Genomic DNA, 22351 nt, shown 5'->3' with positions numbered 1-22351 from the left:
CGGGCATAAAAAAACCGCGCAGAATGCGCGGTTTTTTTATGCGGCGGAGCCGGCTTATTTGGCGGCGTTGGCCATGTAGTCCGAGGCGGCGATCACGTCGGCGTCCGGGCCGGCATAGCCGCCCTTGGGCGGCATCACGCCCTTGCCCTTGAGCGCGAAGTTGTGGACCGCATCCATGCCTTCCTTCAGGCGCGGCGCCCAGGCGGCCTTGTCGCCGAACTTCGGCGCACCGGCCACGCCGGCGGCGTGACAGGCCGCACACACCTGTTCGTAGACCTTCTTGCCCACTTCCGCCGACGCGGCTGCCGGCGCGGCAGCGGTGGCGGCCGGTGCGGGTGCTGCGGCGGCAGCCGGAGCCGCCGGCGCAGCAGGGGCCGGCGCGGCCGCAGCAGCGGGAGCGGCGGCTTCAGGGGCTGCAGCCGTGGCCGGCGCGGCAGCGGCCGGGGCAGCCGGCTCGGGGAACTTGGCGCCGCCGGCGTCGGCCATGTAGACCACGGCGCGGGCCAGTTCGTAGTCGGTGTAGTCGTCAGGCGTGCTGCCGGCGCGCGGCGGCATCGCGCCCTTGCCGTTGAGCACCGACTTCATCAGGCCGTCAAGGCCCTGGCCGATGCGCGCGGTCCAGTCGCCGGCGCTACCGTACTTGGGCGCACCCGCCGCGCCGGTGGCGTGGCAGGCGGCACAGATTTCCTTGTAGACCTGTTCGCCGGTCTTGAACACGCGCGGCGCGTTGGGGTCCTTGATTTCGAGCGAGGCGACCGGCCTGATGCGATCGTTGACCGCTTCGGCGGTGGTGCTGGCACCGGCGCTTTCGGTCGAGCCGTGTCCGACAAAGTTGACCAGCAGGATGATCACGATGATCGGCACCAGGAACGCCGCGATCACGACTGCGATCAACTGCTTCGGGGTTTTGATGGGAGACTCGTGCTCGTGGTGTTCGTTGTGGACGTCGCTCATACAGAACTCTCAGTTTTGCAGGAAACCTTCTGGCCGCTTACGTTCGGCTTGCTTTTTCTGGCCCTGGCGTGGCCTTTCGCTGACCACTGTCCGGCCCCATCCGGACCGCCCGCGCTCCCCTGCGGCCCTTGCCTGACTTGGGTCTGTTGCCATTTGCGTACCTCGGACTGTCTCCCGGACCGGGGCCCGATTGTCGCCGACAACCAGCCGCCCGGATTTGACCCCGGTCGACTCGTTGCGCCGACGGCGCGCAGGGCACGATTTGACGCAAATAGCTGGCGATTATAGCGCCAAAGACCCCCTGCCAGTGCCAAAAAGCGGCGGTTGCGAGACGTTCCCCGGCGCCCGTGGCGGCCCCGCATGGACGGCGCCGGGCAAAAGCGGTATCCTATGCGACTTTCCTGCGGCGGCATTCGCCCGCCGCAACCGCTGTACCCGCAAAACCGGTTGCAAAACCGTCCTGTGCGCCCGTAGCTCAATGGATAGAGTACTGCCCTCCGAAGGCAGGGGTTGCTGGTTCGATCCCAGCCGGGCGCGCCAATCTGATACGTCGCTGGGCACTTCTTCTTCGTTGCCTTTCCAACGCGAAATGGCCGACGCTAGTTGTGCTCGATTGCCCCGAATCCGGCATTTCTTCGCATCCACACGAATTTCCGTGACCACTGCGCGCAAGAATTGCCTTGCAATAGGGTTGGCCGGGTCACTAAGTGTGGTCTTTGCTGCCCCAACGAAGCTTTCAATCTGGTCACATCCGAACTTTCGGAAGGGAAGATGCAAGCGTGCGTCGAGCACTCGCAACTCTTCAATGACCGTTGCTCGCGCCTGTTGCTTCGCACGGATGAAGTTTTGCAGCGATGAATCGAGGTCAAGATGCTCTTTATCGAGCTCCTCGTAGATGCGAGCCAAGGAGCTATCCAGGGCAGATACTCGTGTCCGTAATGTTCGCAGATGTCCGGCATCAGGCTTCTTCGCGTCTTTCCAAAGCTCTCCCAGTTCGCCCATGAGGTGACTCACGCGTTGCGGAGTTAGAACTCGGTCGACCACGGCAGTGAGTACAACTTTCTCCAACTCGGCTTTCGGAAAGTTTGGGCAGGTACATGCGTCAGGGCTGATTTTTTGCTTGGAGAGGCAGCGGTAGTATTTGTACTTGCCCGATTTGCCTGTCATTAGCATCAACCCTTTTTTGCAGTGATTGCAGATAAGTAGACCCGTTAGCAACGTAGGTACCTGGGACGCTCGATTTTCAGTGTTAGGTGGTCTTCGTTTCGCTAGATTGCCTTGGACCTCATCGAAAACGGCCTTGGGCAGTATCGGCGGAACTTTTGTGGTAATCCATTTCGAAGGCGGATTAATCGCCCCTGTTCTCGAGTTTCTTCGAAAAGTGATTAGCTTTCCGTAATAAACGGAATTCTTGAGTACTGCTTCAACATATCTGATGTTCCATTGGGTGCCTCGACGAAGAATTCCGTTTGCATTCAATTCCTCTGCGATTCGCTTCATCCCCATCACCATGGCGCTCTTCCCAAATCGCGCTAGCGCGAAGATTCGGCGGACAATAACCGCTTCTTCTTCGTTGATTACGAGAATCTTCTTTACTCCGCTGCGAGCGGGGATGTCTGTCGCTTGTGTTTTGTACCCATATGGAGGCCTTGCTCCGTTAAAATACCCGGCTTTGGCACTTGCTGCCATGCACTCCGCCACACGTTTTCCGCTTGCAATGCTCTGAGCTTCATCGACAATTCCAGTGACATTTCGCAGGATAAAGGATGACGTTTCGTCTTCCGGACGAGGCTGGCCGAGTGTAACCAGATGGACACCCTTGCTTTCCAGTTGCCTCTCTAGTAGTTCTCGGTCCGCATTTCGGCGGTAGAATCTACTCTGCATGTGGACAGCAATCAGGTCAAACGGCTTCGCGTCGGATAGTGCGGCAGCAATCATGCGGTCAAATTCAGGTCGCCTTTTTTCGAGTGCAAATGCTGACGCCCCCCGCTCCTGGAAAATTTCGACGACTGTGTGTCCTTTTTCCTTAGCCCACCTCTTGCAGGCTGCAATCTGGTCCTCCATCGACATCCCTTGTTCCGCTTGACGGTCTGTCGAGACGCGGACATACAATGCGATTCTCATGGCTTTCTCCAAATATGAGTTTTCGCCGCGCAGCGAGGGGCTTTTTCATTGCATACTGGTCGCTGCCGATTTTCTCCCGTCGTCACATTGTGCATTTGCGAGCGAAGCCTGACTTTTTCTTGGCCCGTTTTCCGCAGGCTGCAATTTGGTCTTCATCGACATCCCTTGCGCCCCTTGATGTTGAGTCCCGAAGCGGGCGTATAGTGCGATTTTCATGGTTGTCTCCAAATGCGGGTTTTCGCCACGCGGCAGCGAAGGAGGGTCTTTTTCGGTGTTAGATTGGCCGTTGCCGATTTCTGTCCGTCATCACATTGCTCATTCTTGAGAGAGCCTGCGTAGCTGGTTAATAGCGCGATGAACACCTCACGTTCTCCAGGAAGAAGTCGTGTGTCGCCATAGGCACTCGCCAGGCGTACGGAAATTCTTGCCCCTCTGAACGACAAATCAATTGTTTGCCGCGGGCACATGACTTCGGTACCGGTTTGAAGGACCCTACGATGTGCCTTTGCAGCAAACGCACGTGCGCACGCACTTTCGATGGCCGGAGTAACGTGCCCCTAGAGGGAAGGAGGATGAAGCGGTTGAGTGCGCGAGGAGCGCGAGGCAAATAGCGGACATAACAAGCCTCCAATAGCTCATCATGCCGCTGGGCGCTCGCATTGCCGGCGGGTACATCCGATAGAACGGGGAGAATCGACCAATATCCGGTGTTTCACCATACGCCAAGTGGCGCGCGAGACGACGGGTGCCGGGACCCAGAAAAAACTTCGATTCTCGAAAGAAAATTATAGCTTGTACGCCCAACCTTTCAATGTGGCTGAATCACTGACGGGCAGGTCCGGCTCTCAGTACGCTCATAGCTGTTACTGGCATCGTCTTTCCAGTCACCGTAAACGTTGACCCATGAGGCTCCAAGTGACTAGAGAATGCTCAGGCCTACTTCTGCCCAAGCAAATCTACGGCTGACACCCCTAGAGCGGTTGCAACTTTCTCCAAGGTATCCAAGGCGATATTTGTCGAACCCACCTCTATTCTTGAGATGTGATTACGGTCCAGACCGACCCTGTCGCCCAGTTCTCGTTGGGAGATTCCCGCCGCCTCTCTGTGGCGGCGAACCGACGCACCAACAAATTGCGGCGTGGGCAACTCTCTCCGGGAGCTGGTACCGGCAGTCCTCACATCAAGTGGTGCCTCGGACAGTAGGTGCCGCGAATCGACACCAAATGCCAGCGCCAACAGCGCCACTTTGTCAAGGGCAACGTTTGGGGCAAGCCGCTCAATGCGGCTAATAGAGGTCCGGTCTGTCTCGAGGCGCTCAGCTAGGTCGTCCTGTGACCAACCTCGCTCCTCGCGGAGTCGCCGTAGGTTGTGAGCGAAGGTCTGCCGCAGCGACGCCATATCATGGAACCGTCAGATTCTAAAAGTGACGATATATCCATGATTACAACGTTGACGTCTATAGCATGAGAGTTGTAGCCATAGACGTTGTTGACGTTTACATATACAACGTATATGCCTACAATTGAGCACTATCAAGTTTAGACATCTCGCAAACTCGGCTGAAATTGCGAGAGTTGTTGTGTCTCTACAGAGGTTCTCGTTGACTCGCTATACCCCAGCAACACTCCGACTCGTCTTGTCCAAGTTCAACATGAGTGCGCTTTGCTACTTCGACGACGAAGAGGTGAGACTGCCAGCAGGCGAACTCCCTGGCGAGGTCGACTGGCGAGCCGATTTTCTTCGCTGGCATGTGTCCGAAATATCATGTAGAGCGATGCTCTTGCCCCCGCACATGCGTGAGCGATTCTTCATCGATGAGGATGCCCGCCTCACGGAAACAGCAGAGTTTGCGCCAATCGAAGTCGACATTCTCATCGAATTCGCGCGCAAAGCCGCTGGCGCTTTCGATGGCGAAATATCGCGCACACTGTGGGGTGATGTCCAGGCAGAACTGCGTCGAGTCAAGGTCGAGTTGGCCCGCCGCCATCGAGCGATATTTGGTGGCGCCAAATGATGCAATGTAGGCGTCCAACCCGACGCTTACTGGAGCATTGGGGACGCAATGCAAGTCCAGAACAAGAGTCGAAGTTGCCTTCAGCGAGCTTGCCCTTCCGCGAGTTCACGCTGTCGCAACTGAGAGGAGCATAGCCACATCAATGCGCCTCGCACCAACTATCCAGAGGGAGCCAGTCACTGAGCTGAGACGATGGGACATTCGTCAACTGGTGGGCGGCGCGTGGCATCTGGCTGGCCATACTGTGGACGGGCGCGTACGGGTCAGCAGTGCCACCATTTGGTTCGATTTGCATTTGATGTCAGCCGGAACAGCCAGCGGACGGGTGTATCGACTGGCAGATGCGCCGGGCCACTCGGAAGAGACTAATCGACTGTGGGCCGGCTGGTGCCTGCACAACGGCATTTCGCAATCGGTCAGCGTCGCAGCTGAAATCTGGGCTGCGCGACTTGAAGCTGACGCGCGACTCATCATCGATTGACGTTGAGGCCGATGATGCATCGCACTGTCGATGTGCCGAAGAACCATTTGCCCTGGTCGCTGATATGGAACGAGCGGCCACCGCGAATTCACATATTGTCCGACATCTCATCTCGAGTCGGAGCCGTATGAGATTCCCTCGAATGTGGAGCTTGACATTCTGGACGCATTCATTGCGGCTCAACCAACCTGTGAGGCAGGTGTAGAAATGTTGAGAGTAACAATAGAACTCTTGCCTGGCGGCAACGCTTGTTCCGGTCAAGTTATTGCATCCGCTGAGCTTGTACGGAAGCACGGCGCCGCGCTCGCTACGTATGCAATCAAACTGCGCGAAGAAGGCTTGTCTCAAGAGAGACAAGGCGAGCTGCACGAATATCCACGGTACGCCACTAGCATTTGGGACCTAGTCGCGCGAGGCATCGCCGTTGCGATGACTGGCTCTGAGCAGCTTTCACCCAAGCCGGTAACACTCGATGTTCCCGTACACCGGTCGGACGGACTTACATACGTGAGGATGTCCGAGATACCAGAACCAGCGCAATTCCTGTTCCGTCTGAATACGGCTCATTCTACACGTCCCATTATCCGGGAGGACCTGACTCCATATGATTGTGCTTTCTCTTGGGATTGGCAGGATTTTCTTAGCGGAGTCCGTTGAGATATTAAAGATGAACCATGGCGGTTATTCATCACTGAACAAGGAAACGAACCGTTGATGCGATGTATGGAGAGAAGCTAATGACTGTCGAAATTCCGCTCGACTTTCCAAACGACCCATTTCCTGCTGCGGTGGGCGGTGCGCAGCCGAAGTTTGCTACCCGGGTAGTCGATGGTACATACGTCGTTGGACTTACTCATGAGGAACGGGTTGAGCGCTACCTCATGTGCGCCGACCTGGTTGACCAACTCTCGAACTACTGCCGCCGCAAGGCGGACGAGCATCCGGATTGGAGCCAAGAGGCTTTGCTCAATCGAATGGAGAAGGGGATTCGTGACAAGCAGGCCGTATGGAACTTGGGCAGGTCAGAGGTGGATTGGATAGTTGCGCGCGTACGGGCGGGCGAAGCGCGGGTCCGAATCTTGCCCAAGGAGTGACCGATACGGTGGCGACCGGCTCATCTTTTTGCAGCAGGAAGCTTTCCGCCGACAAGGTAGCGCCAGGTTTCGACCAGATGAGTTGCTTTGGAGCTTTCGGTGTCAAAGCTTCCGCGTTTCAGAGACCACGGACATCAGTGGCGAGTACTGCGAGCAAACAAAAAAGGGAGGCATCCCTCCTGCAGAGTCGGATTAAGGGATGAGAGGGCAACTATGCATGAATGGCTTTCTGAGCCGAGGGATACGGCCGGGGATGCAGTCCTAAGAGACTGGCGGGTCTTGCAGACTTACGCCGGCTCCCGGCATTTCGTTGGCAGATGCACGCGTACCGGTCCTCACCGAGTCAGCCCACCCATTACGTCTTTTAGTTCGGGTACGCGGACGGGCGTGACCAAAGATGGCCTGCGCTTTGTCTTGGCTGGTCCTCCAGCTCGTGAGAAAGGGCTCTGGCAGCTTTATTGGCTCGTGGCGACATGGGAGAACAAAGTCTCGGACGCGAAAGACATCACAGGCGAGTATCTGGAGAGATAGCGGCGCATTGCAACCAACGTGCGAGTCTTTTCCAACACCATCTTCCAGTACATAGTCCCTTGTGAACAGCCGGCCGGGCGCTGAACGCGAACTGAATGGACGTCGGTGCCGAGCTGTAACTACCTGGGTTTGAGATAGAGTTGCTTTTGGCTCTGCCCAGGAACAGCGCGTTCCTCCATGAGGAAAATGTCTGCCTTTGCCTTTACCAAGTCCGAGAGCTTTTTGAAGCCGTAGACCCGGGAGTCGAAGTCGGGCTGTAGTTTTGTCAGGTAGCTGCCAAACGTGCCTAGATGCGCCCAGCCACTTTCATCGGCCGATTGTTCGAGGGCGGAGAGTAAGAATTCTCTTGGGAAGGTGGAAGTCTGAGGGGCAGAAGAGTCCGTCTGGGGCACAGAAGTTGAGGAAGCGTCTGGTTTCGAGGCCGTGACTCTTTCCGATTCTGCTTGGCTGGAACGTAGCACCTCCGTGAGAACGAATTTGTGACACGCGTTACGAAAGGCATCAGGAGTTTTTTGCTCGCCGAAGCCAAAAACCATGAGCCCTTCTTCCCGAATGCGTGTTGCCAGACCTGTAAAATCGCTGTCGCTGGTCACCAGGCAAAAACCATCGAACCGTCGGGTATACAGCAAGTCCATAGCATCGATGATGAGGGTGCTATCTGTCGCATTCTTCCCGGTGGTATAGGCGAACTGCTGCACCGGTTTGATGGCGTATTTGTGGAGCACCTTCTTCCAGGAGGAGCTACTCGGAGAGGTGAAGTCACCATAAATTCGCTTCACGGAAGCCTCGCCAAATCGCGCGATTTCGGCAAGAATTCCCTCAATAACGGCCGCTTGGGCATTGTCGGCATCTATGAGGACAGCGAGCCGCAAGGTCGGTGCTTCGGATTCGATTTTGGCGACGATTCTGGGAGATACCATCACGTGGCTCGAAGAGTTCGACGAAGCCTCAAGCATAATGCATCTATAGGGTGCAATCACACTTTCGGTGCGGAAGGTATCTTACCCGTGCTGTTACTTCGTAGACCATGGGAGAAGGGGAATAGCTAGTCCCTTATCGCAGGCTGTAGCCATACCGACACGCGACCTCGCTAATGCGGGCCTTTGCCCGCAGCCCTTTAGCCAGACCTTGTAAACTCCAGCAGAATAGGGATTATTGAAGCCCACATCGCGACGTTCGCACGGGGGAGGGCATGACAGAGAACTACTATGGCGTGCTAGGTGTACGCGAGGACGCCTCAGTAACAGAAATCAAAGCAGCCTATCGGTATGCGGCCGCAAAGGTTCATCCTGCGCACGGCGAAAATAGTCCATCCGATGCCGCCCATCGCTTTGCGCGGCTGGCCGAGGCCTATTCTGTGCTTTCGGACGAAACAGCGCGCGGGGCATACGATGTTCAGCGTCACCCAGGGGGCTCTTACCGGTTCGCCAATGCACGGTCGAGAGCCGTCGACCCCGAAGCGACGTTTGTCAACAGTATGGTGGAATGGGCTGTTGAGCTGCGCGGCCAGGGTTACACAGGCGAGTTGATTCGGGACTTGCTTGTATCGCATCAATGCCCAGTGGACATAGCGGAAGCAGTCAGCGCTATGTTCGGGACAAGCGGTTCCCTTCCTGGTCAATCTCAGGCCACTCCTATGGCGGCCGCCGGCTATGCTGCCGGAAAAACAGTGGGGACACTTCGCCGGGACTCGAACGGGGTTCTATCCCTATTGGGAATCGTGGTGGTTCTTGCTGGAGTATTGTACTTGATGCCCAAGGAGTCCAGTAAGGGTGACGGGCCAAACGCCACAGAGGCCGGTGTGGCTGCAACTAGCCCCGCAAGCACACCGGCAAGTGTATCGGCAAGTGGGCCAGAGGAACGAGCGGCACCTGGGCCCTATTCGTTCCTATCATCCGTGGTGGAACTGCGAACACTGGATGCAACGCGCGGGACTGCCGTGCGCACCAAGGATTCGTTCCGTCTCCCCGCCGGGGAGTCTTTGCCTGAAGCCGAGCAAGGAATCTTCAACACCGAAGTGGCCTTGCGTGTACCGCTACCATTCGGGGCTCGAGTTCTCTACCTTCTGCAGTCTATACCGGTACAAACGCAGAGCTACGACTGTCACGCATGTGCGACCGTCGTCTCGGCCATCATCACAACTCGGTCCAAGGCGGGCGAGGAGATTGCCGCAACACCATTGCAGGATTTGGGGATGATGGGGGCGTGGGGAAAGTACGACCTGTCATCGGTCGCACTAGTCGAAATCGGCAAGAAGCATCCTGGGTTGGTGTTTCGGCATGAATGGGGCGGACAGGGAGTTACGGCCAGCTCCATTGACATATTTAGCATTGAGCAAAAAGGCATCCGGAAGCTCGCAGAGGTGACTACAGGCGGCAGCAACACCGGAACATCCCAATGCGGAAGCCAGAAAAGCGCTTGCGAAGAATTCAACGTCTCAGTGCGCTTCGCGCGTGATAACAAGAGCCTGTATTATCCCCTCGAACTCAAAGTAACCGGCACCCGGATGAACGACAGTGGCGTCGCTGCGCCTGTTTCCGGAACCTTCCTGGCACGATTTAACGGCAAGAGCTATGTGACTGACCCGGACCAAGGTGCGCCTTCACCAGCCAGCGGTGTTTCGGCGCCAGCGGATGGCACGCCAGGAACCCGGTCATGAGAGCAATCACCGTCCTAGTCGGTCTGCTGGCTGCTCTTGGAGTGTGGCCGTGCACGTCGCTCGCTCAATATGACCGAAACTTGGCAACCTGCTTGTCCGGAAAATATCCGGCGCTCTGTCAACATGACCGACTGGCGCCGGACCAAGCTGCGGCGGTTCGACAAGCCGAGCTTGCGCAAAACCATGCAAAATGCCTCGATGGCCGCTATCCCTCGCTTTGTCAGCACGCATGGCTGACCCCAGACCAGCGCATCGCAGTTGATGAGGCCGAGCGTCGGGCAAACTACGTAACGTGTATTAAGGGCAACTATGCAGCGCTGTGCGACCACAATAAGTTGACTCCTGACCAACGCATAGCAGTCGATGAGGCCGAGCGCCGCGCAAACTATGCGACATGCATTAAAGGCCGTTACGCCGCGTTGTGTGACCGCAACAAGCTAACTGCCGAGCAGCGGGTCGCGGTCAATCAAGCGGAGTTGCAGGAAAATTTGCGTACTTGCCTCACCGGAAAATACTTGGCCATGTGCCGGCACCAGGACCTTTCGCCGGAGCAAGCCAAGGCAGTACGAGATGCCGAACACCGGGAGAACCGCAGCATATGTGCAAGCTCTTACAGGCAGTTGAGTTGCCGGCAAGATTGGCTCGCCGAGGATGCTCGGGAGGCCGCTACAGCGGCGAGTACACCAAACGCAGCGACCGAAGCGAAGCTAGCTACAACCCCCCCCGCATCGCCCGATTTTATTAAGACCCCCAAAAAAGCGCCCTTGGTAGGCACGTCAGCCACCGCGCGCTGTGAAATGTTTTGGCTAGGAGCAGTCGCCTCGAAGGGCCTTTACCTATACCTCTCGGACTACACGAAGCTGACACCTGGCGGCGTCGCGGACAAGGAAGGACTGGCTCAGTGGCAGCGGGGGCAGCGCATTGAGCGTTGTGGCGGACGCCTGACAAACAAGGATACCGGCCAGAGTATTACCGTCACCGAATAAGTCTGGTCGAGACCTGGTTAGAGGAAGGCCTTGTAGTCTTCCTCCGCTTGGGCGACCAGCAGATTAGCGTTGAGCACCATCTCGCGAAGAATGGTCCTTTGCTGCTCGGTCTTGAGCCGCACCTGCTTGAGTTGCTCAGAACCAGACGCGAGCTGGGCTTCCAGCTGCCGCTTGAGCTGCGTGTATCGCTGCTGCAAAGCCGCGATGTCGGCCGGGTCAATGCCTTTGTTCGGGTCAAACACGAATCGCGCTTCCAGTTTTTTGCGCCAGCCCACAATCTCGCGCGTAAGGCGCTCGCCGAACCCCTTAATGGCGTGGATTTGGTTCCAAGAAACGTCCGCAGCCGACTCAATTCCGAATGACGCCAGCGTTGCCTTGCGTGTTGGGCCGATGCCCGGAATATCATGGTCGGAGATGAAGAATCTTTCCAGATACTTACGCAGCTGCAGCTCGCGGGCATTTGCCTGCAGTTTCAGCTTGTCGTTGGCAAATCTGTTGGCCAAGTCTTCGTACTCACGGCGCATCTGCTTCAGCTCATCGAGCTTGTCTTGAAATTGCTTGTCCGTGGCAACGTTGCTCCACTGTGACCAGGCGGCCGAGGAAACCCTCTTCGCATTATCGAGCGCAGCCTTACGCAGCCCTTGCTCTGGCGAATTTGATTGCCCGCTAAAGAAAAGCATGGCTGCCAGAATTAAGGCGAAGACCAGATATTTCGGGGCGACAACAACGCTCGCAAGAATCACAGCTCCCGCAGCCCAACGGCGCGCTACCCTCCACATCCTCGCGTTCCGCACGTCAGGCGGTAGAGGCTTGGGCTTCAAGTTGTTGGGCTTGGTGAAGGCAGGGGCCGGTGCCGTCCCGGGGGAGGGCACGGCCAAAATGGCTGCCCATACTCGAGCCAGGTCAAACGTTGACGGGACCGCTCCTGGCGCCGTTGCGGTGATGAGACCTACGAAGAAGACAATACCAGCACGGTGCTCCAGCTCGCACCAAGGGCAGCTACCTAGCCCACCGTAAAACTTGTGAACAGCGTCGGTGCCACAGGTTCGGAGCTGGCTCTTGAGTCCGTCCAGGGCAGCGACCCAATTCTGGGCAGTCGGTCGGCCCCCTGGCTGGGCGCCGCTTTCCGTGAATGCCTGCTCGAACATTGCTGCCATCGACGGTGGCAGAATCTCAGGCCCCACTGTATTAGGGGGCGGTAGCATGCTCCTGCGACCCGCCGGCGCAGAGAATGCATAGCGGAATTCCCTAATGGCTTTTTCTGGCGGCATATCACCGCTACCAGAGAAGCGCCCTGAAAACGGATGCCGTCCCATCAGAAGGAGATGGAACACGAGCAATGCCAGTCCAAAGTTGTCGTGATTGGGCGTGCGCAGTACGTTCCTGAAACTGGACAGCCCCTGCAGTTCCGGCGGCGTGAAGAGCGGAACCCCGACTTCGCATAGGTACGGCGCGCTTCCATTTGGAATTTGGAACGAGTCGCAGTCAATAAGGCGAGCCAGTGTATTGCGGCCAACGAACACCAGATTTGGGTTGACATCACCAATCACGCAACCGCCGGCGTGGACCGTGGTAAATGCGGATGCCACGTTACGCGCGGTGTTCACCAGGAAGGCCCAATCGGTGCCGGGAAACTGTTGCTTTCGATGCCCCGGCCCGTAGAGGTGATGAAGCGGCTCGGCCTGAGCCGCCTTGGGCATCAGGAATCCGCGAACAGGCCCGTTTGCAGCAGGGTGAAGAGTTTGCAGTGGCCAAGCCGCAATTTCCTTTAGCCGGTCGTCCACGCGCCTAACCATAGCACGCAGTTTCGCCTGCTTCTCGGGCGAGATGGCTTCGTGATAGACCTTGGCTACCAAGTGCGGGCTGATTGACGGCACCTCGTGAACGGAGCCTTCTCCGCCACGCCCGAGTACCCTGCCTAACGTAATGCGCCGGCCTTGCCCGTCATAAAGCTCCATTTATGCCGTCCTGCGGGTGGCCAGAATCAGGGTCTTATCGTCGTCGGTCCGCTCGTTGACTTGCGGGCTGCTGAGGAACTTGGAAAGTTGCGCGCTGACTGCCTCGCACTCTTCCAGCTTCTTGCTGCGCAGGACACCAAACATCGGGTCGAAGAAGGGGTGGTGCGGTAGTCTGGTGTCAAAGGCCAAGGCCAGCCTCTGAAGTCCATCGCTAAAGAGTGCAATCTCCTCGACTTCCACTGAAGCCATCTCAATGCACAGGTGGTCCAGAGCATCTTCGTCCGTGACGAAGTGCGTCATGTTCGCGTACGGTCCCGCCTCTGGCCAGAACACAACCCCCTGCGCGACTCGATTCGAGACCACAATCGCACCATCGCCAATTTGAAAGAACACCGCATTACAGGTGCCCACCACGGCACCAACGAGCGTACATGCGTAGTCGCGAGGCGTCGCCTCAACAGCGGCCGCTGCGCGCCTCACCGCTTCCTGGATAGCAATCACCCACTCGGCGATGTCTGCCACGCGAACACCATCCCCGCGTTGTAGCGTCGCCTCGATGCTGGCCACCGCTGTCGAGCATGCCAAGTCTGACCCTTGGGCAGCAAACTGTGCGCTGCCAGCGCCGTCCGAGACTAGGCAGACAAGGTAGGGCGCTCGGTCTTGACCAAACAGCACGTCAACGAAGCAGGTGTCCTGGCAGTGTCCGCCGTTGGATACGTGCGCGGTGCCGATGGTACTTGCGCTGATGACTCTCCAAGTCACACCACAGCCCACCCGGAAGGAGCGGGAAGCGCTACTGCCGTACCAGGTGTCGACTGTGACACCGACTTCATCGAGTTCGAGAGCCATTGGAACAGCTCCCGGAACTTCAGCCCGTGGAGCTTAACCGGCTCCCGGACGGAAATCTGGCGCAACACCTCCATATTTGCGCCATCAACGGCAACCGCGAAAAAGGCAAACGACTTCGAAGCCTCGCCTTCTCGAATGAAGGCGGCGGCAGATTGCCACTCGTCGGTGGGGGCACCGTCGGTGATGAGAAACACCCACGGACGATAGAAAGAGATGCCGTTCGCTCGATATTCCTCCTTGCGCTGGCGCAGCAACTCGAGGCCTTGCTTAATCGCATTGCCCATCGGCGTGTCGCCCGTTGCCTCCAGTTGGGGCGGAATGAAATTGGGCGCAGTCTGGAAGGTGTTCCTGACCTGCACCGGGCCAAAGGTGACCACCGCCACTTCGACACGTTTCATGGCCAGCGTGTCAGCGGCCAACTCGTCCTTGAATGCGACGACACCCGCGTTCAGCTCCCTAATCGCCGTACCGGCCATCGAGGCAGAGGTATCCAGTAGAAGGAGACATGGACAGCGCGGCTCAGGATTGTCCGCAAAGCTATCGGTGCCGAACGGCACCTGAACGGCAAACTCATTCTCTGACATCACGTACCCCCGATTATCGAACGTCCTCAATCATAGCCACAGCGACCGGCGCGGAAAAGTCGTTGGCCGGTACGCCCTCCAGAAGAGGTAAGCCTTTGGGCGCGTCGGGTCTGATTTTGCACCCAAATTTCCGGGCCGGCATGAACGCTCCAGCGCAGTTTCAGCTAGTTGTGGTGACACTCATAGGTATTTGATTTTACGGAGATTTTGCTGAGCGCTCCTACAGTTTTGCGCGCAACGGAGGCTATTTGAACACCGTCGCCGAGCCTGTTTGTGCGCCTTGACGGCTGCTCAGCATCGCTGTAGCAGGGGCGGCACACTGCTGAGGTACCCCTGGTGCACCTCAAGTAGACTAGCTTTGTCGCCGGGCGACGGGCGTAGACAAGAAGTAGTTGTTGCGCGATGCTACCGACACACTAGCATGTCACGTAGATTCTTCTGATGCAGCGGCCTCGAGAAGCAGGGTGTTGAGCAAATTGAGTTCATTTGATGCCATGAAGTAACGGTCATCGAACACCAAATCAAGTTTGAGAGGGTTGACCTGCCCAACAGACGCGGCCCACGGGAATGACTCGAAATGAGGAATCGGCGGCATCACCGCTGAAGTCGCACCAAGCGCCTTGGCGAGCGCATCGCGCCACAATTCCGGCTCATCGGCAACGAAGCGCCGTCCTTCCATAGAGTTGCCGTTGTAGAGGAACTGCGCATACCCAGTCGGCACTGCCACCCACGTATTGGGTGACTTCAAGTCTTTCAGTGTATTGAATTCGTTTGCCGCCCCTTCTTTTTCGCGACTTATCAATCGGAATAGATTCAAGGCCGGTTGCCTGAGAGACGACGGGAACCGATGGTTTTGGTCAATCCGATAGAGCTGCCCGAGTAATTCCTTGCTGCACTGAGCAATTTGCGTCTCATGACCTTCGAAGGTGAAAGCTTCCTGCTTCGCAAAACTCTCCCAATCTTCCATCACAACTGGCCCGGTAAAATAGACATGCTCGGGTATGCTCTTGCCCTCATGCTCGACTAGCAGCGGTGCGACGCCGGCTATCGCGATGTCGCGCAGGCCCTGCATCTCCGCGAGCTTGACCATGGTGCGCCCATCCCGGTCGCGCTGGCTGTTCGCCTGTAGCCGTGTCCGCGAGAAGAGATTGTTCACGTTCGCTTGTGCATTCTTGGCCAAACCAATGAGCGAGCGGTCGGACGCGCGGCGCTGGAACACCTCCGCCTCACGCATGAACTTCGATACGTTCTGCGACATCAGGCTAACAAGCTCTTCAACACCAACCGCGCCCACGGGCACAAGCGCAAGCTTCTGCCGCAGTCCTGCGGCACCTGTAATTCGAGTAAAGATAGTGGCCCGCAGCATCACCAGCAGCGTCATGAGGTCAAGGGACTGCCGGAGCCACTGGCGTTGGTCAATCTCCTCGTCGCTAATCACAAAGTCCTCGGTCAACATCACGAGGTGTCGTCTAGCGAAGTCCCCTGATACTGAGGCGCCATCCTCGTTCACGTACATGCCGCGCCCTCTATAAATGAGCTGGGCGATTTCCATAAGTGCGGCTTCAACATTGAAGCGTGGCATATTGGCAATTATCCAGTCAGTCTTTGGAAACGACACACCGCGTGCTCCAGACGATGTCATCAGGAACACTCGAATGGAGTCTCGCCGCTCAGGCTTCACTAGTTCGGCACGCTTCCATCCGGGCACAGAGGAGTCGAGAACTTCAACCGTATCATTCGAGAGGCCGTGACAACTCTCTTCTGAGAGCCGTTTTCGCAGGTCACTCAAGAAGTTCTTGTCCTGTGCGAAATAGATAACCTGCACGGCACCTTCGCCAAGCGCGCTACAGATTTCGTTCACGGCCGTTTGCATCAACGCATCTTCCGCGACTCTGCGAATTGCCTGTCGTGGTGTCTCCGGTAGGCCGGTTGGGCTTTCCTCTAAGCTGACGGCGGTCAATTTCGCCTGGTATCGGATGTGCAGTTCGCTGGCGGGAAAGCTATTCGTCATCACGTGATACGTCCGACGAGTTCCGCCACCAATTCGTACCGGTGTGACTGCAACGGCGAATGGCTGCTCACCGCGCGAGCGTGAAATGAGCACCTTGTCCGGAGTACGCTTGCCCGCGTTGAGATAGCGGTCGAGGACAACTTCATTCCCGAGGGACGCGTCCGACACCACAAGCGTGACGGTGAAGGGGCTTACCTCATTCTCGAAACAATCCAAGAATTCATTGTTGAGCCATCGCGCAACCGCGTCGACGAACGGAGCCCCCGCTCCGTCGCCGGCAAGCTCATCAACCATCACGACCACATTCGGAATGCGCTGGCTGAAAAGTCGACGCTCCGCGATACCGGCCTTCGACTCAGCCTTGTTTTCGAAGAGGTTAGACAATGCATCCATCGTCGTCTTGCCGCCGCTGCGTTCGCGGAAGCCCTGCAACGCGGCTGTAATCACTACGCGATTGACATGCTTGTTCAACGTCAACAGCTCCCGAGTCATCTGCGACACACCGGCCAGAACTCCTATCCGGCGTGCATCGAGCACTTGGTCCTCTGATTCCGACAGGGTCGTTTTACGATAGCTCTCGCCAGCAAAGTGCGTGTCAATCGCTGTTTCTTCCTCGGGACTCAACACGAGGATGGTGGAGCCTTCTGGGACAACGAGGTCGCTAACCCCATCAGCGACCACAGCACCTTCGACTAACTTCGGCTCCGCGAGACCCGCATCAACCTTCTCGGCGTGAAAGCGCTTCGCCGCTGCATTGAGTTGTGCGTTGGACGTGACGGTTAAGATGCCAGTGGGCTTACCATCCTTTCGTGCAAGACTTTCCGTTACGTCCCGGTTAATGACCACGCGGGGACTGACATACAAGAAGAGATATCCTTCTGGCTTCGCCGAGAGATATCGACGCACAGCGGTGGTCTTGCCGATTCCAGGATTTCCTTCGAGTGCGATTACGTTCAGTTCACCCGCCATCGCCTGCTCCATTCCGGCGACGATTGCAGACGCGTGCATGTCGCGCAGGGAAATGTGTCCTGTAGTTCCGGCAACACTCCGCATCTTGGCACCGATTTCCGCCCTTGCTTGCCCGCCAAAATACTCGTTTATTGCAGGGGTCTCCTCTACCAAGGAGAGCGCGTCGTCCATTGCAAACAACTGCATTGGATTGGCGAAGGAAGGAACCTCTTCTTCGAACTCAAAGAGGTAATCCTCCCCTGGAGTCGGAATTTTGCGCAACCCCTTCATTCCGTCCTGCAGCTTACGAGGAAGCTTGCGCAAAAGGCTGTTGAAGACCGCCCCCACCTTTTGAGTCAATCCGTCGTCGTCCCCGTCGGCGAGCTTCGGCGCACGCCGGTAGGCTTCGCCCATCTGCTCCATCAAACTGCGACGTGGCTCCTTCGTCATTGCATTGTCGAATCGCGCTGCGAGGCTTTCTAGCCCATTCGGGGTGATAGCGAGTGCACGAACAGCAATAGGCTTCTCTATCAAGTCTGCATGGGCAAGGACACGGGCAGTAGATTCGCCATAACCGCAGGCCTGACAAAGCTTGTAGAAGGGCTTGTTCTCGCTCGTCAAGGCCGTTAGATGCTCTCGGATGTCATCGGATATATCGAATGTTTCGCCATCAATCTCCGCTGCCACGCGGGCGAACACGCTGCGCGAGTCAACGAGCCGCCGATGCCGTAATAGTTCATCGAGGTGGGCCTGCTGGTGGCGAAAGTCACCCATATCGCCGGGCATGTCAAACGAGTACTCCTGCACCAGCAGATAATCTTCTCGATGGGTGCCGGACAGCCAGAGCATGAAGTCGGCATTTGCTGGTTGCCCTTTTTCCGATAAAGCCGGGTCGACCGGCCCGGGTAGCCCTAGCTCCGCATGAAGTTGTTCCCGGGCAGCTTGCCGGCTTTCAGGAGCCGCCGTCGACTCCCCTGGCAGCGTCAACGGGCACCATAGTGCGCGTACTTTAAGCTTTCCGTTTGTGACTGGTTTGCCGATGTGCTTGAGATACTCACGCATGGCTGTATAGCCGACCCCGTAAGCAGTCAACGCGATATGGTCGACGGCCGCCTTGATGAGTTCACGCGCATTCTCGTCGATGACGTCGAGGTGCTTCGCGAGGGCCGCTGAAACCTTAGTCAGGCGTACCTCGCGCCACGGCTGAAGGGCTGGATGCCCGCCACTTAGCAGCTTGCGTTCAAGAAGACATGCGAGTACCCCGCGTTTGACCAGGATTTCGTATGTCTGCCCCCACAGTTCCGCCTGCTTCTGGAAAGGCAGGGTCGAGGTGAACTCACTCATTCGGTATCCTTGTGCAGGACTTTGGTGACATGCGCCAGTACCGCCGGCACAGACAGCAAAACCGAGCGGGAACCTCGACGGGTCATGATTTCAACTTCGCCTGCGGCAGAGGTGCGCGCGGGAGTGGCCCAGTCAAACGGGTCGAGTACAGGCAGCAGTTGGGTCTTGAACGCAGGCTTTTCGCTTTCCATGAAATGGATGGCGCGAAGCACGCTGATGAGAGATGCGCGCGTGTTCTGGGCGTCTCCTTTACCGACGCCCAGAATGTTCTGACGAACTGTCTCTTTCAGCTCAATGTTGCTAAGCCGTTGTTCCGCGTCGAAGAAGTAAGTGCAGAACCCAGACTGCGGTCGTGAGTCTTCGTCGACTACAACAAGCGTGGCGAACGTATATATCGGCATTAGCGTCCGAAGGTCGCCACCCTCGAACTGGTCGTACATGGCTTGATGGTCCGCAAAGTTAACGACCTCGAAGCCGCTCTCCATCGTTCCGCGCTTTCTTAGCCTTGTTGCCTTAAAGACATCTCGTCGCAATGGATAGACATGAACGCCTGGAAAACGCTTCGCGGCTTCATCGAGGAATTGCAGCGTGCCGTGCGGAGCGTGCCGCTCCGCCGCGCGACCGATGTGCCGGTTACCGAAATGATGGGACAGCAACATTATGTGCTCGAAGCCGTCTTTCTCAAGCCGTGCGATTTCCTCGAGGATGAGTTGCGGTGCCTGGAAATCCTTCCGGCTTTCGACTAGGCGCGACTGCATCGATTCCACTCTCAGAATGGTTGCTCCGTTCTCGCGCGCCGCGCGATAGGTGCGACTCTGGAAGAGGAAGCCATCCGCATCGGGAAAGGAAGGATGCGTGTCACATGGACGCGTTACATAGGTCACCAGCGCGACCTTGTCGAGTCCTCCCTCCATGCGAAAGTTCAGCGGTTGCCCGCCGAGCAGGGCATGGAGGGCGCCCCTACGTTTCCATCGCAGGCTATCGTTCTGGTCCTTGGTCTGGGTCGTGAGCCCTTGAAGCTTGACCGGCATTTCCCGCGTCAAAGCCTTTTCTATTGCCTGGCTAACCGCGAATATCACCGTGTTCGCGTCGTGCGCGTCAGCCTCACGACTGTTCTGCTTACCGGTGTGCTGTAGCCGTACCATCGTCATCGATAGGGATGCACTGGCAGCCGTAGCCTGAACGCGCCGCGACAACTCCCAGAGTGTGATGTACACAAGTAGGGCAAAAGCCGTTAGGGTCGCCGCACGTAGCTGCTCGGACGCGGCCTTTTCGTCGTCTTTCGTTCTCGAAAGTTGTAAATACTTGAGGGAATACTCGATGTCGATTCCCACGCCTGCATCCATCACCCGTGTATCGACACTGTGCGGCGTCCATTCGCCAGCGTTGTTTCGCGTGAATGGCAGATACCTGACTGGAAGAACCGGATGCTGAAGCTCACGTCGCAAGTGGACTTCCGCAGAACGACCCGCCGTAGTCAGCGAACGCTCCTGTAGAGCAATTTCAACACCGTACGACGCAATGCTGCCTGGGACCATGGCAGTGTTAGCTACGGTCAAATGGTTAAACCACTCAACGGAGTCAGAGCCGCGCTCGCGGCTAACTAGAATATTTGTCGATGAGGACGACATCGATTCGACTGCTTCCCAGTTCACGATGCTTCGCGAAACAGCAACGGTGAACTTGTCAGCATTTCGACCCGCGAACTGGATGAGGTTAGCCGACTTGGACTTCAAGACCTCCACCATTTCGCTGGCGATGTCATCCATCGTCTTGCATCTTCCGATAAGGTCCGCATGCAAGTCGCCCAAGGTGCCCACAGGATTGCGTTTCAACCGTGCTGCAACATCTGCCGCAGCTCGGACTACATCCAATGAAGAAGGATTTGTAAGCGAATCGGGAACCACAAGCCAGAGGAACACCAATTCCGCTACTTTCCACTTCACGTTAGCGTCGGCACTCGGCTCGTCTAGGACACGCTCACGAATGTTATCGAGCCGCGAATCGAAGGCAGCCTTACCGGTTCGGGGATTTGTGCCATTGACTCGGAAGCAATATGAAACCTCTCGTTTAGTTTTGAAACCCTGAGAAGGTTCGGCGCGACCCTCGAAAAGCTGTACTGACCACTCCGGCCACACGGGAAGGCAACCGTAGAATCCAACCGTGCGCAGATGTTCGTGAAACTGAGGGGAGTTGTGCTGGCCATATAGCGTACCGATGTCAAGGGTCAGCGCAGAACCGTCAATGCCAGCGAATGCGTTAAAGCATGTGATAACGCGACTTACGTAAGCCTTCAGTCCCTCTTTGGCCGATTGCGCTGCAATCGCCTCCATCAGTCGCATAGTTACCTGGAGCCGCACTCGCGACAGCGCTTCATCGTCTAGAAAATCCAGGAACCGCGCTATCTGACTCCCGGGTTGACTACGTTGGGCCCTGATGGCAACTAGGATGTCGTCAATTTCTTCTGGTTCGACGTCATTGCTGCGCAATCGCGTTGCAATGCCATTCAGAAGCGCATCGAGCCAGTCCTTGCCATCCACAGTCTCGATTGCTGATAGCACGCGTGCTAAATCCTGGCTGCGCTCATCAGCTTTCCGCCCCGGCTGACCGAACGCCACCGGCACCATGCTCGCCGATGCCGGAAGGTCTGGCTTACGCTCGTTGATTGAGTTAGCCAGTGTTCCAAGCAATTGCTCTAAGGATGAGACCGTCAATGCAGTCAGGTCTGCGTCGCCCAATGCTGAGTCTAAGACATCAGAAATTGCATTATGCAGAGCGGTAATCGCCTTCGAGGTGGCGGCAGCCGAGCCATCGAGCAGTCGGCCACCGACACGCGCAGTCGAGCCAAAAGGAGGCATTTCCATGTCTCGCACGAAGCCCGTCTCAAGCCCCGGCGTGAAGGCGTTCTTGAAGTCGTCATTCAAGAACGGCTGGAGTGCAGCGCGAGTATTAACCCGAATACGATGTCCATCGAGATGAACGAAGGAAACGCCAGATGCCGCCTTGCTATCGCGGATGCTTTTGGCAAGCAGGTCTGCGACCTTTGACAATTGAAGGGAAGGGGTACGGTCGCGAGCAGATACGCTCGAGCCGCCTTGCGGGCGCGAGGTTGTCATTGGTCGGCTCCTTTTTTGGCAGCTACGCCACTTCACCCGGCCAGACGACCTATCTGGGGGGTGGTTTGAGGGTTAAGTGCTCTCAATATAACAACAGTCTTTAAATTCGAGATAACAGCTGCTAGGCTATCCACAGTTTTAGTGCCAAATTTGGCCTACAAATGAAGAGCCATGACACCAGAACAAGAACTCGCGCTACTCCGGCAGCTAGATGAAACAGGGCTCTGTGGATATCTCGCTATGAGGGTGAGGCGCGAGAGGAAAAAGGCGAAGCTCTCTCAGGCGGAATTTGCTGCCTCGGCCGGTATTGCGCTGCGAACCTATAAGCGATTCGAGACGCATGGACAAGGAACCCTGGAGACCTTCCTGCGCGCGCTGAAAACTCTTGGTCACGCTCGCCACTTGTACTTGTTGTTTCCGCAGCCGCTCCCCCCTCGAAAACCTTCCTTGGAGGAGCGTATTGAGGCGATTGCACGCCGGCCGAAGCCATCTTCCTAGGGGAGATGTTGCCGGGCAGCAGCAATCCTATCTGCTTGCCCTATTGGATGCCGCTGCATCTCGAAGCGCTCTCCACCCAAGCTCGCAGCGGCCTGACTCGGCCTCCCATCCCCCCACGACATACACCAGCGCGGACGGAAACGTGCCTTGTCCCTCGTCGTACTTGCCAACTACGTCGAGGCGCATTTACAGCCGCTTCA

At 57.1% G+C, this 22351-nt stretch carries 14 protein-coding genes, 1 tRNA gene and 1 pseudogene; 6 read left to right on the top strand and 10 right to left on the bottom strand.

Annotated elements, in window-relative coordinates:
* Window positions 1-54: 54 nt before the first annotated feature.
* On the bottom strand, window positions 55-954 hold the full coding sequence (locus tag CBM2586_RS16125; RefSeq protein WP_115663581.1) for a c-type cytochrome: 900 nt from the start codon (window positions 952-954) through the stop codon (window positions 55-57).
* Window positions 955-1418: 464 nt separating this feature from the next.
* On the opposite strand from CBM2586_RS16125, the gene CBM2586_RS16120 reads away from it, so the two are divergent.
* Window positions 1419-1494: transfer RNA gene (locus tag CBM2586_RS16120), tRNA-Arg, on the top strand.
* A gap of 513 nt (window positions 1495-2007) precedes the next feature.
* Here CBM2586_RS16120 and CBM2586_RS32670 read toward each other — a convergent pair.
* From CBM2586_RS32670 to CBM2586_RS32665, 3 genes and pseudogenes are all read right to left on the bottom strand, one after another.
* A pseudogene (locus CBM2586_RS32670) lies at window positions 2008-3078 on the bottom strand (recombinase family protein); the annotation flags it as partial.
* A gap of 45 nt (window positions 3079-3123) precedes the next feature.
* Window positions 3124-3294, bottom strand: coding sequence for a hypothetical protein (locus CBM2586_RS16100; protein WP_172587082.1), 171 nt, complete (start codon window positions 3292-3294; stop codon window positions 3124-3126).
* A 720-nt stretch (window positions 3295-4014) separates the two neighbouring features.
* The gene (locus CBM2586_RS32665) at window positions 4015-4476 is read right to left on the bottom strand and encodes a helix-turn-helix domain-containing protein (protein ID WP_115688455.1); all 462 of its coding nucleotides are present in this window, start codon (window positions 4474-4476) and stop codon (window positions 4015-4017) included.
* A 238-nt stretch (window positions 4477-4714) separates the two neighbouring features.
* Between CBM2586_RS32665 and CBM2586_RS16090 the strand changes: the two genes are divergently transcribed.
* The 3 genes from CBM2586_RS16090 to CBM2586_RS16080 all read left to right on the top strand — a co-directional run bounded on the left by CBM2586_RS16090 (window position 4715) and on the right by CBM2586_RS16080 (window position 6667).
* Window positions 4715-5092 (top strand): hypothetical protein, encoded by a 378-nt coding sequence (locus tag CBM2586_RS16090; protein WP_145987419.1) that lies wholly within the window; start codon window positions 4715-4717, stop codon window positions 5090-5092.
* Window positions 5093-5234: 142 nt separating this feature from the next.
* Window positions 5235-5573: a hypothetical protein gene (locus CBM2586_RS16085; RefSeq protein WP_145987418.1), complete on the top strand. Its 339-nt coding sequence runs from the start codon at window positions 5235-5237 to the stop codon at window positions 5571-5573.
* Window positions 5574-6310: 737 nt separating this feature from the next.
* On the top strand, window positions 6311-6667 hold the full coding sequence (locus CBM2586_RS16080) for a hypothetical protein (protein WP_145987417.1): 357 nt from the start codon (window positions 6311-6313) through the stop codon (window positions 6665-6667).
* Between the two features lie 650 nt (window positions 6668-7317).
* On the opposite strand, the gene CBM2586_RS16075 is transcribed toward CBM2586_RS16080, so the two are convergent.
* Complete coding sequence (locus tag CBM2586_RS16075; RefSeq protein WP_115688447.1) at window positions 7318-8118, bottom strand: NYN domain-containing protein; 801 nt, start codon at window positions 8116-8118, stop codon at window positions 7318-7320.
* A gap of 272 nt (window positions 8119-8390) precedes the next feature.
* Between CBM2586_RS16075 and CBM2586_RS16070 the strand changes: the two genes are divergently transcribed.
* Complete coding sequence (locus CBM2586_RS16070) at window positions 8391-9857, top strand: J domain-containing protein (RefSeq protein WP_115688445.1); 1467 nt, start codon at window positions 8391-8393, stop codon at window positions 9855-9857.
* On the top strand, window positions 9854-10843 hold the full coding sequence (locus CBM2586_RS16065) for a hypothetical protein (protein WP_145987416.1): 990 nt from the start codon (window positions 9854-9856) through the stop codon (window positions 10841-10843). The genes CBM2586_RS16070 and CBM2586_RS16065 overlap by 4 nt, the downstream gene beginning before the upstream one ends.
* A gap of 17 nt (window positions 10844-10860) precedes the next feature.
* On the opposite strand, the gene CBM2586_RS16060 is transcribed toward CBM2586_RS16065, so the two are convergent.
* The 5 genes from CBM2586_RS16060 to CBM2586_RS16040 form a co-directional block, all read right to left on the bottom strand.
* Window positions 10861-12801: a hypothetical protein gene (locus CBM2586_RS16060; protein ID WP_145987415.1), complete on the bottom strand. Its 1941-nt coding sequence runs from the start codon at window positions 12799-12801 to the stop codon at window positions 10861-10863.
* A complete protein-coding gene (locus CBM2586_RS16055; protein ID WP_115688439.1) occupies window positions 12802-13650 on the bottom strand; it encodes a PP2C family serine/threonine-protein phosphatase in 849 nt (282 codons plus the stop codon).
* Complete coding sequence (locus CBM2586_RS16050) at window positions 13560-14234, bottom strand: vWA domain-containing protein (protein WP_115688437.1); 675 nt, start codon at window positions 14232-14234, stop codon at window positions 13560-13562. Before CBM2586_RS16050 ends, CBM2586_RS16055 begins: the two co-directional genes overlap by 91 nt.
* Window positions 14235-14658: 424 nt before the next feature.
* Entirely contained in the window at window positions 14659-18537 is a 3879-nt protein-coding gene (locus tag CBM2586_RS16045) for a helicase (protein WP_115688435.1), read from the bottom strand.
* Window positions 18534-21653, bottom strand: a complete 3120-nt coding sequence (locus tag CBM2586_RS16040; RefSeq protein WP_145987414.1) for a hypothetical protein — start codon at window positions 21651-21653, stop codon at window positions 18534-18536. The genes CBM2586_RS16045 and CBM2586_RS16040 overlap by 4 nt, the downstream gene beginning before the upstream one ends.
* Window positions 21654-22351: the final 698 nt, after the last annotated feature.

The sequence above is a fragment of the Cupriavidus taiwanensis genome, assembly GCF_900250115.1.
Taxonomy (GTDB): Bacteria; Pseudomonadota; Gammaproteobacteria; order Burkholderiales; family Burkholderiaceae; genus Cupriavidus; species Cupriavidus taiwanensis_B.
Note: the sequence above shows the minus strand (reverse complement) of the source record. Positions and strands in the feature narration are given on the sequence as shown.

Bases quoted from the DNA above. Each gene is read 5' to 3' on its own strand.
- CBM2586_RS16125 (WP_115663581.1), bottom strand. From the start codon at position 954: ATGAGCGACGTCCACAACGAACACCACGAGCACGAGTCTCCCATCAAA.
- CBM2586_RS16100 (WP_172587082.1), bottom strand. From the start codon at position 3,294: ATGAAAATCGCACTATACGCCCGCTTCGGGACTCAACATCAAGGGGCG.
- CBM2586_RS32665 (WP_115688455.1), bottom strand. From the start codon at position 4,476: ATGGCGTCGCTGCGGCAGACCTTCGCTCACAACCTACGGCGACTCCGC.
- CBM2586_RS16085 (WP_145987418.1), top strand. From the start codon at position 5,235: ATGCGCCTCGCACCAACTATCCAGAGGGAGCCAGTCACTGAGCTGAGA.
- CBM2586_RS16080 (WP_145987417.1), top strand. From the start codon at position 6,311: ATGACTGTCGAAATTCCGCTCGACTTTCCAAACGACCCATTTCCTGCT.
- CBM2586_RS16075 (WP_115688447.1), bottom strand. From the start codon at position 8,118: ATGGTATCTCCCAGAATCGTCGCCAAAATCGAATCCGAAGCACCGACC.
- CBM2586_RS16070 (WP_115688445.1), top strand. From the start codon at position 8,391: ATGACAGAGAACTACTATGGCGTGCTAGGTGTACGCGAGGACGCCTCA.
- CBM2586_RS16065 (WP_145987416.1), top strand. From the start codon at position 9,854: ATGAGAGCAATCACCGTCCTAGTCGGTCTGCTGGCTGCTCTTGGAGTG.
- CBM2586_RS16060 (WP_145987415.1), bottom strand. From the start codon at position 12,801: ATGGAGCTTTATGACGGGCAAGGCCGGCGCATTACGTTAGGCAGGGTA.
- CBM2586_RS16055 (WP_115688439.1), bottom strand. From the start codon at position 13,650: ATGGCTCTCGAACTCGATGAAGTCGGTGTCACAGTCGACACCTGGTAC.
- CBM2586_RS16050 (WP_115688437.1), bottom strand. From the start codon at position 14,234: ATGTCAGAGAATGAGTTTGCCGTTCAGGTGCCGTTCGGCACCGATAGC.
- CBM2586_RS16045 (WP_115688435.1), bottom strand. From the start codon at position 18,537: ATGAGTGAGTTCACCTCGACCCTGCCTTTCCAGAAGCAGGCGGAACTG.
- CBM2586_RS16040 (WP_145987414.1), bottom strand. From the start codon at position 21,653: ATGACAACCTCGCGCCCGCAAGGCGGCTCGAGCGTATCTGCTCGCGAC.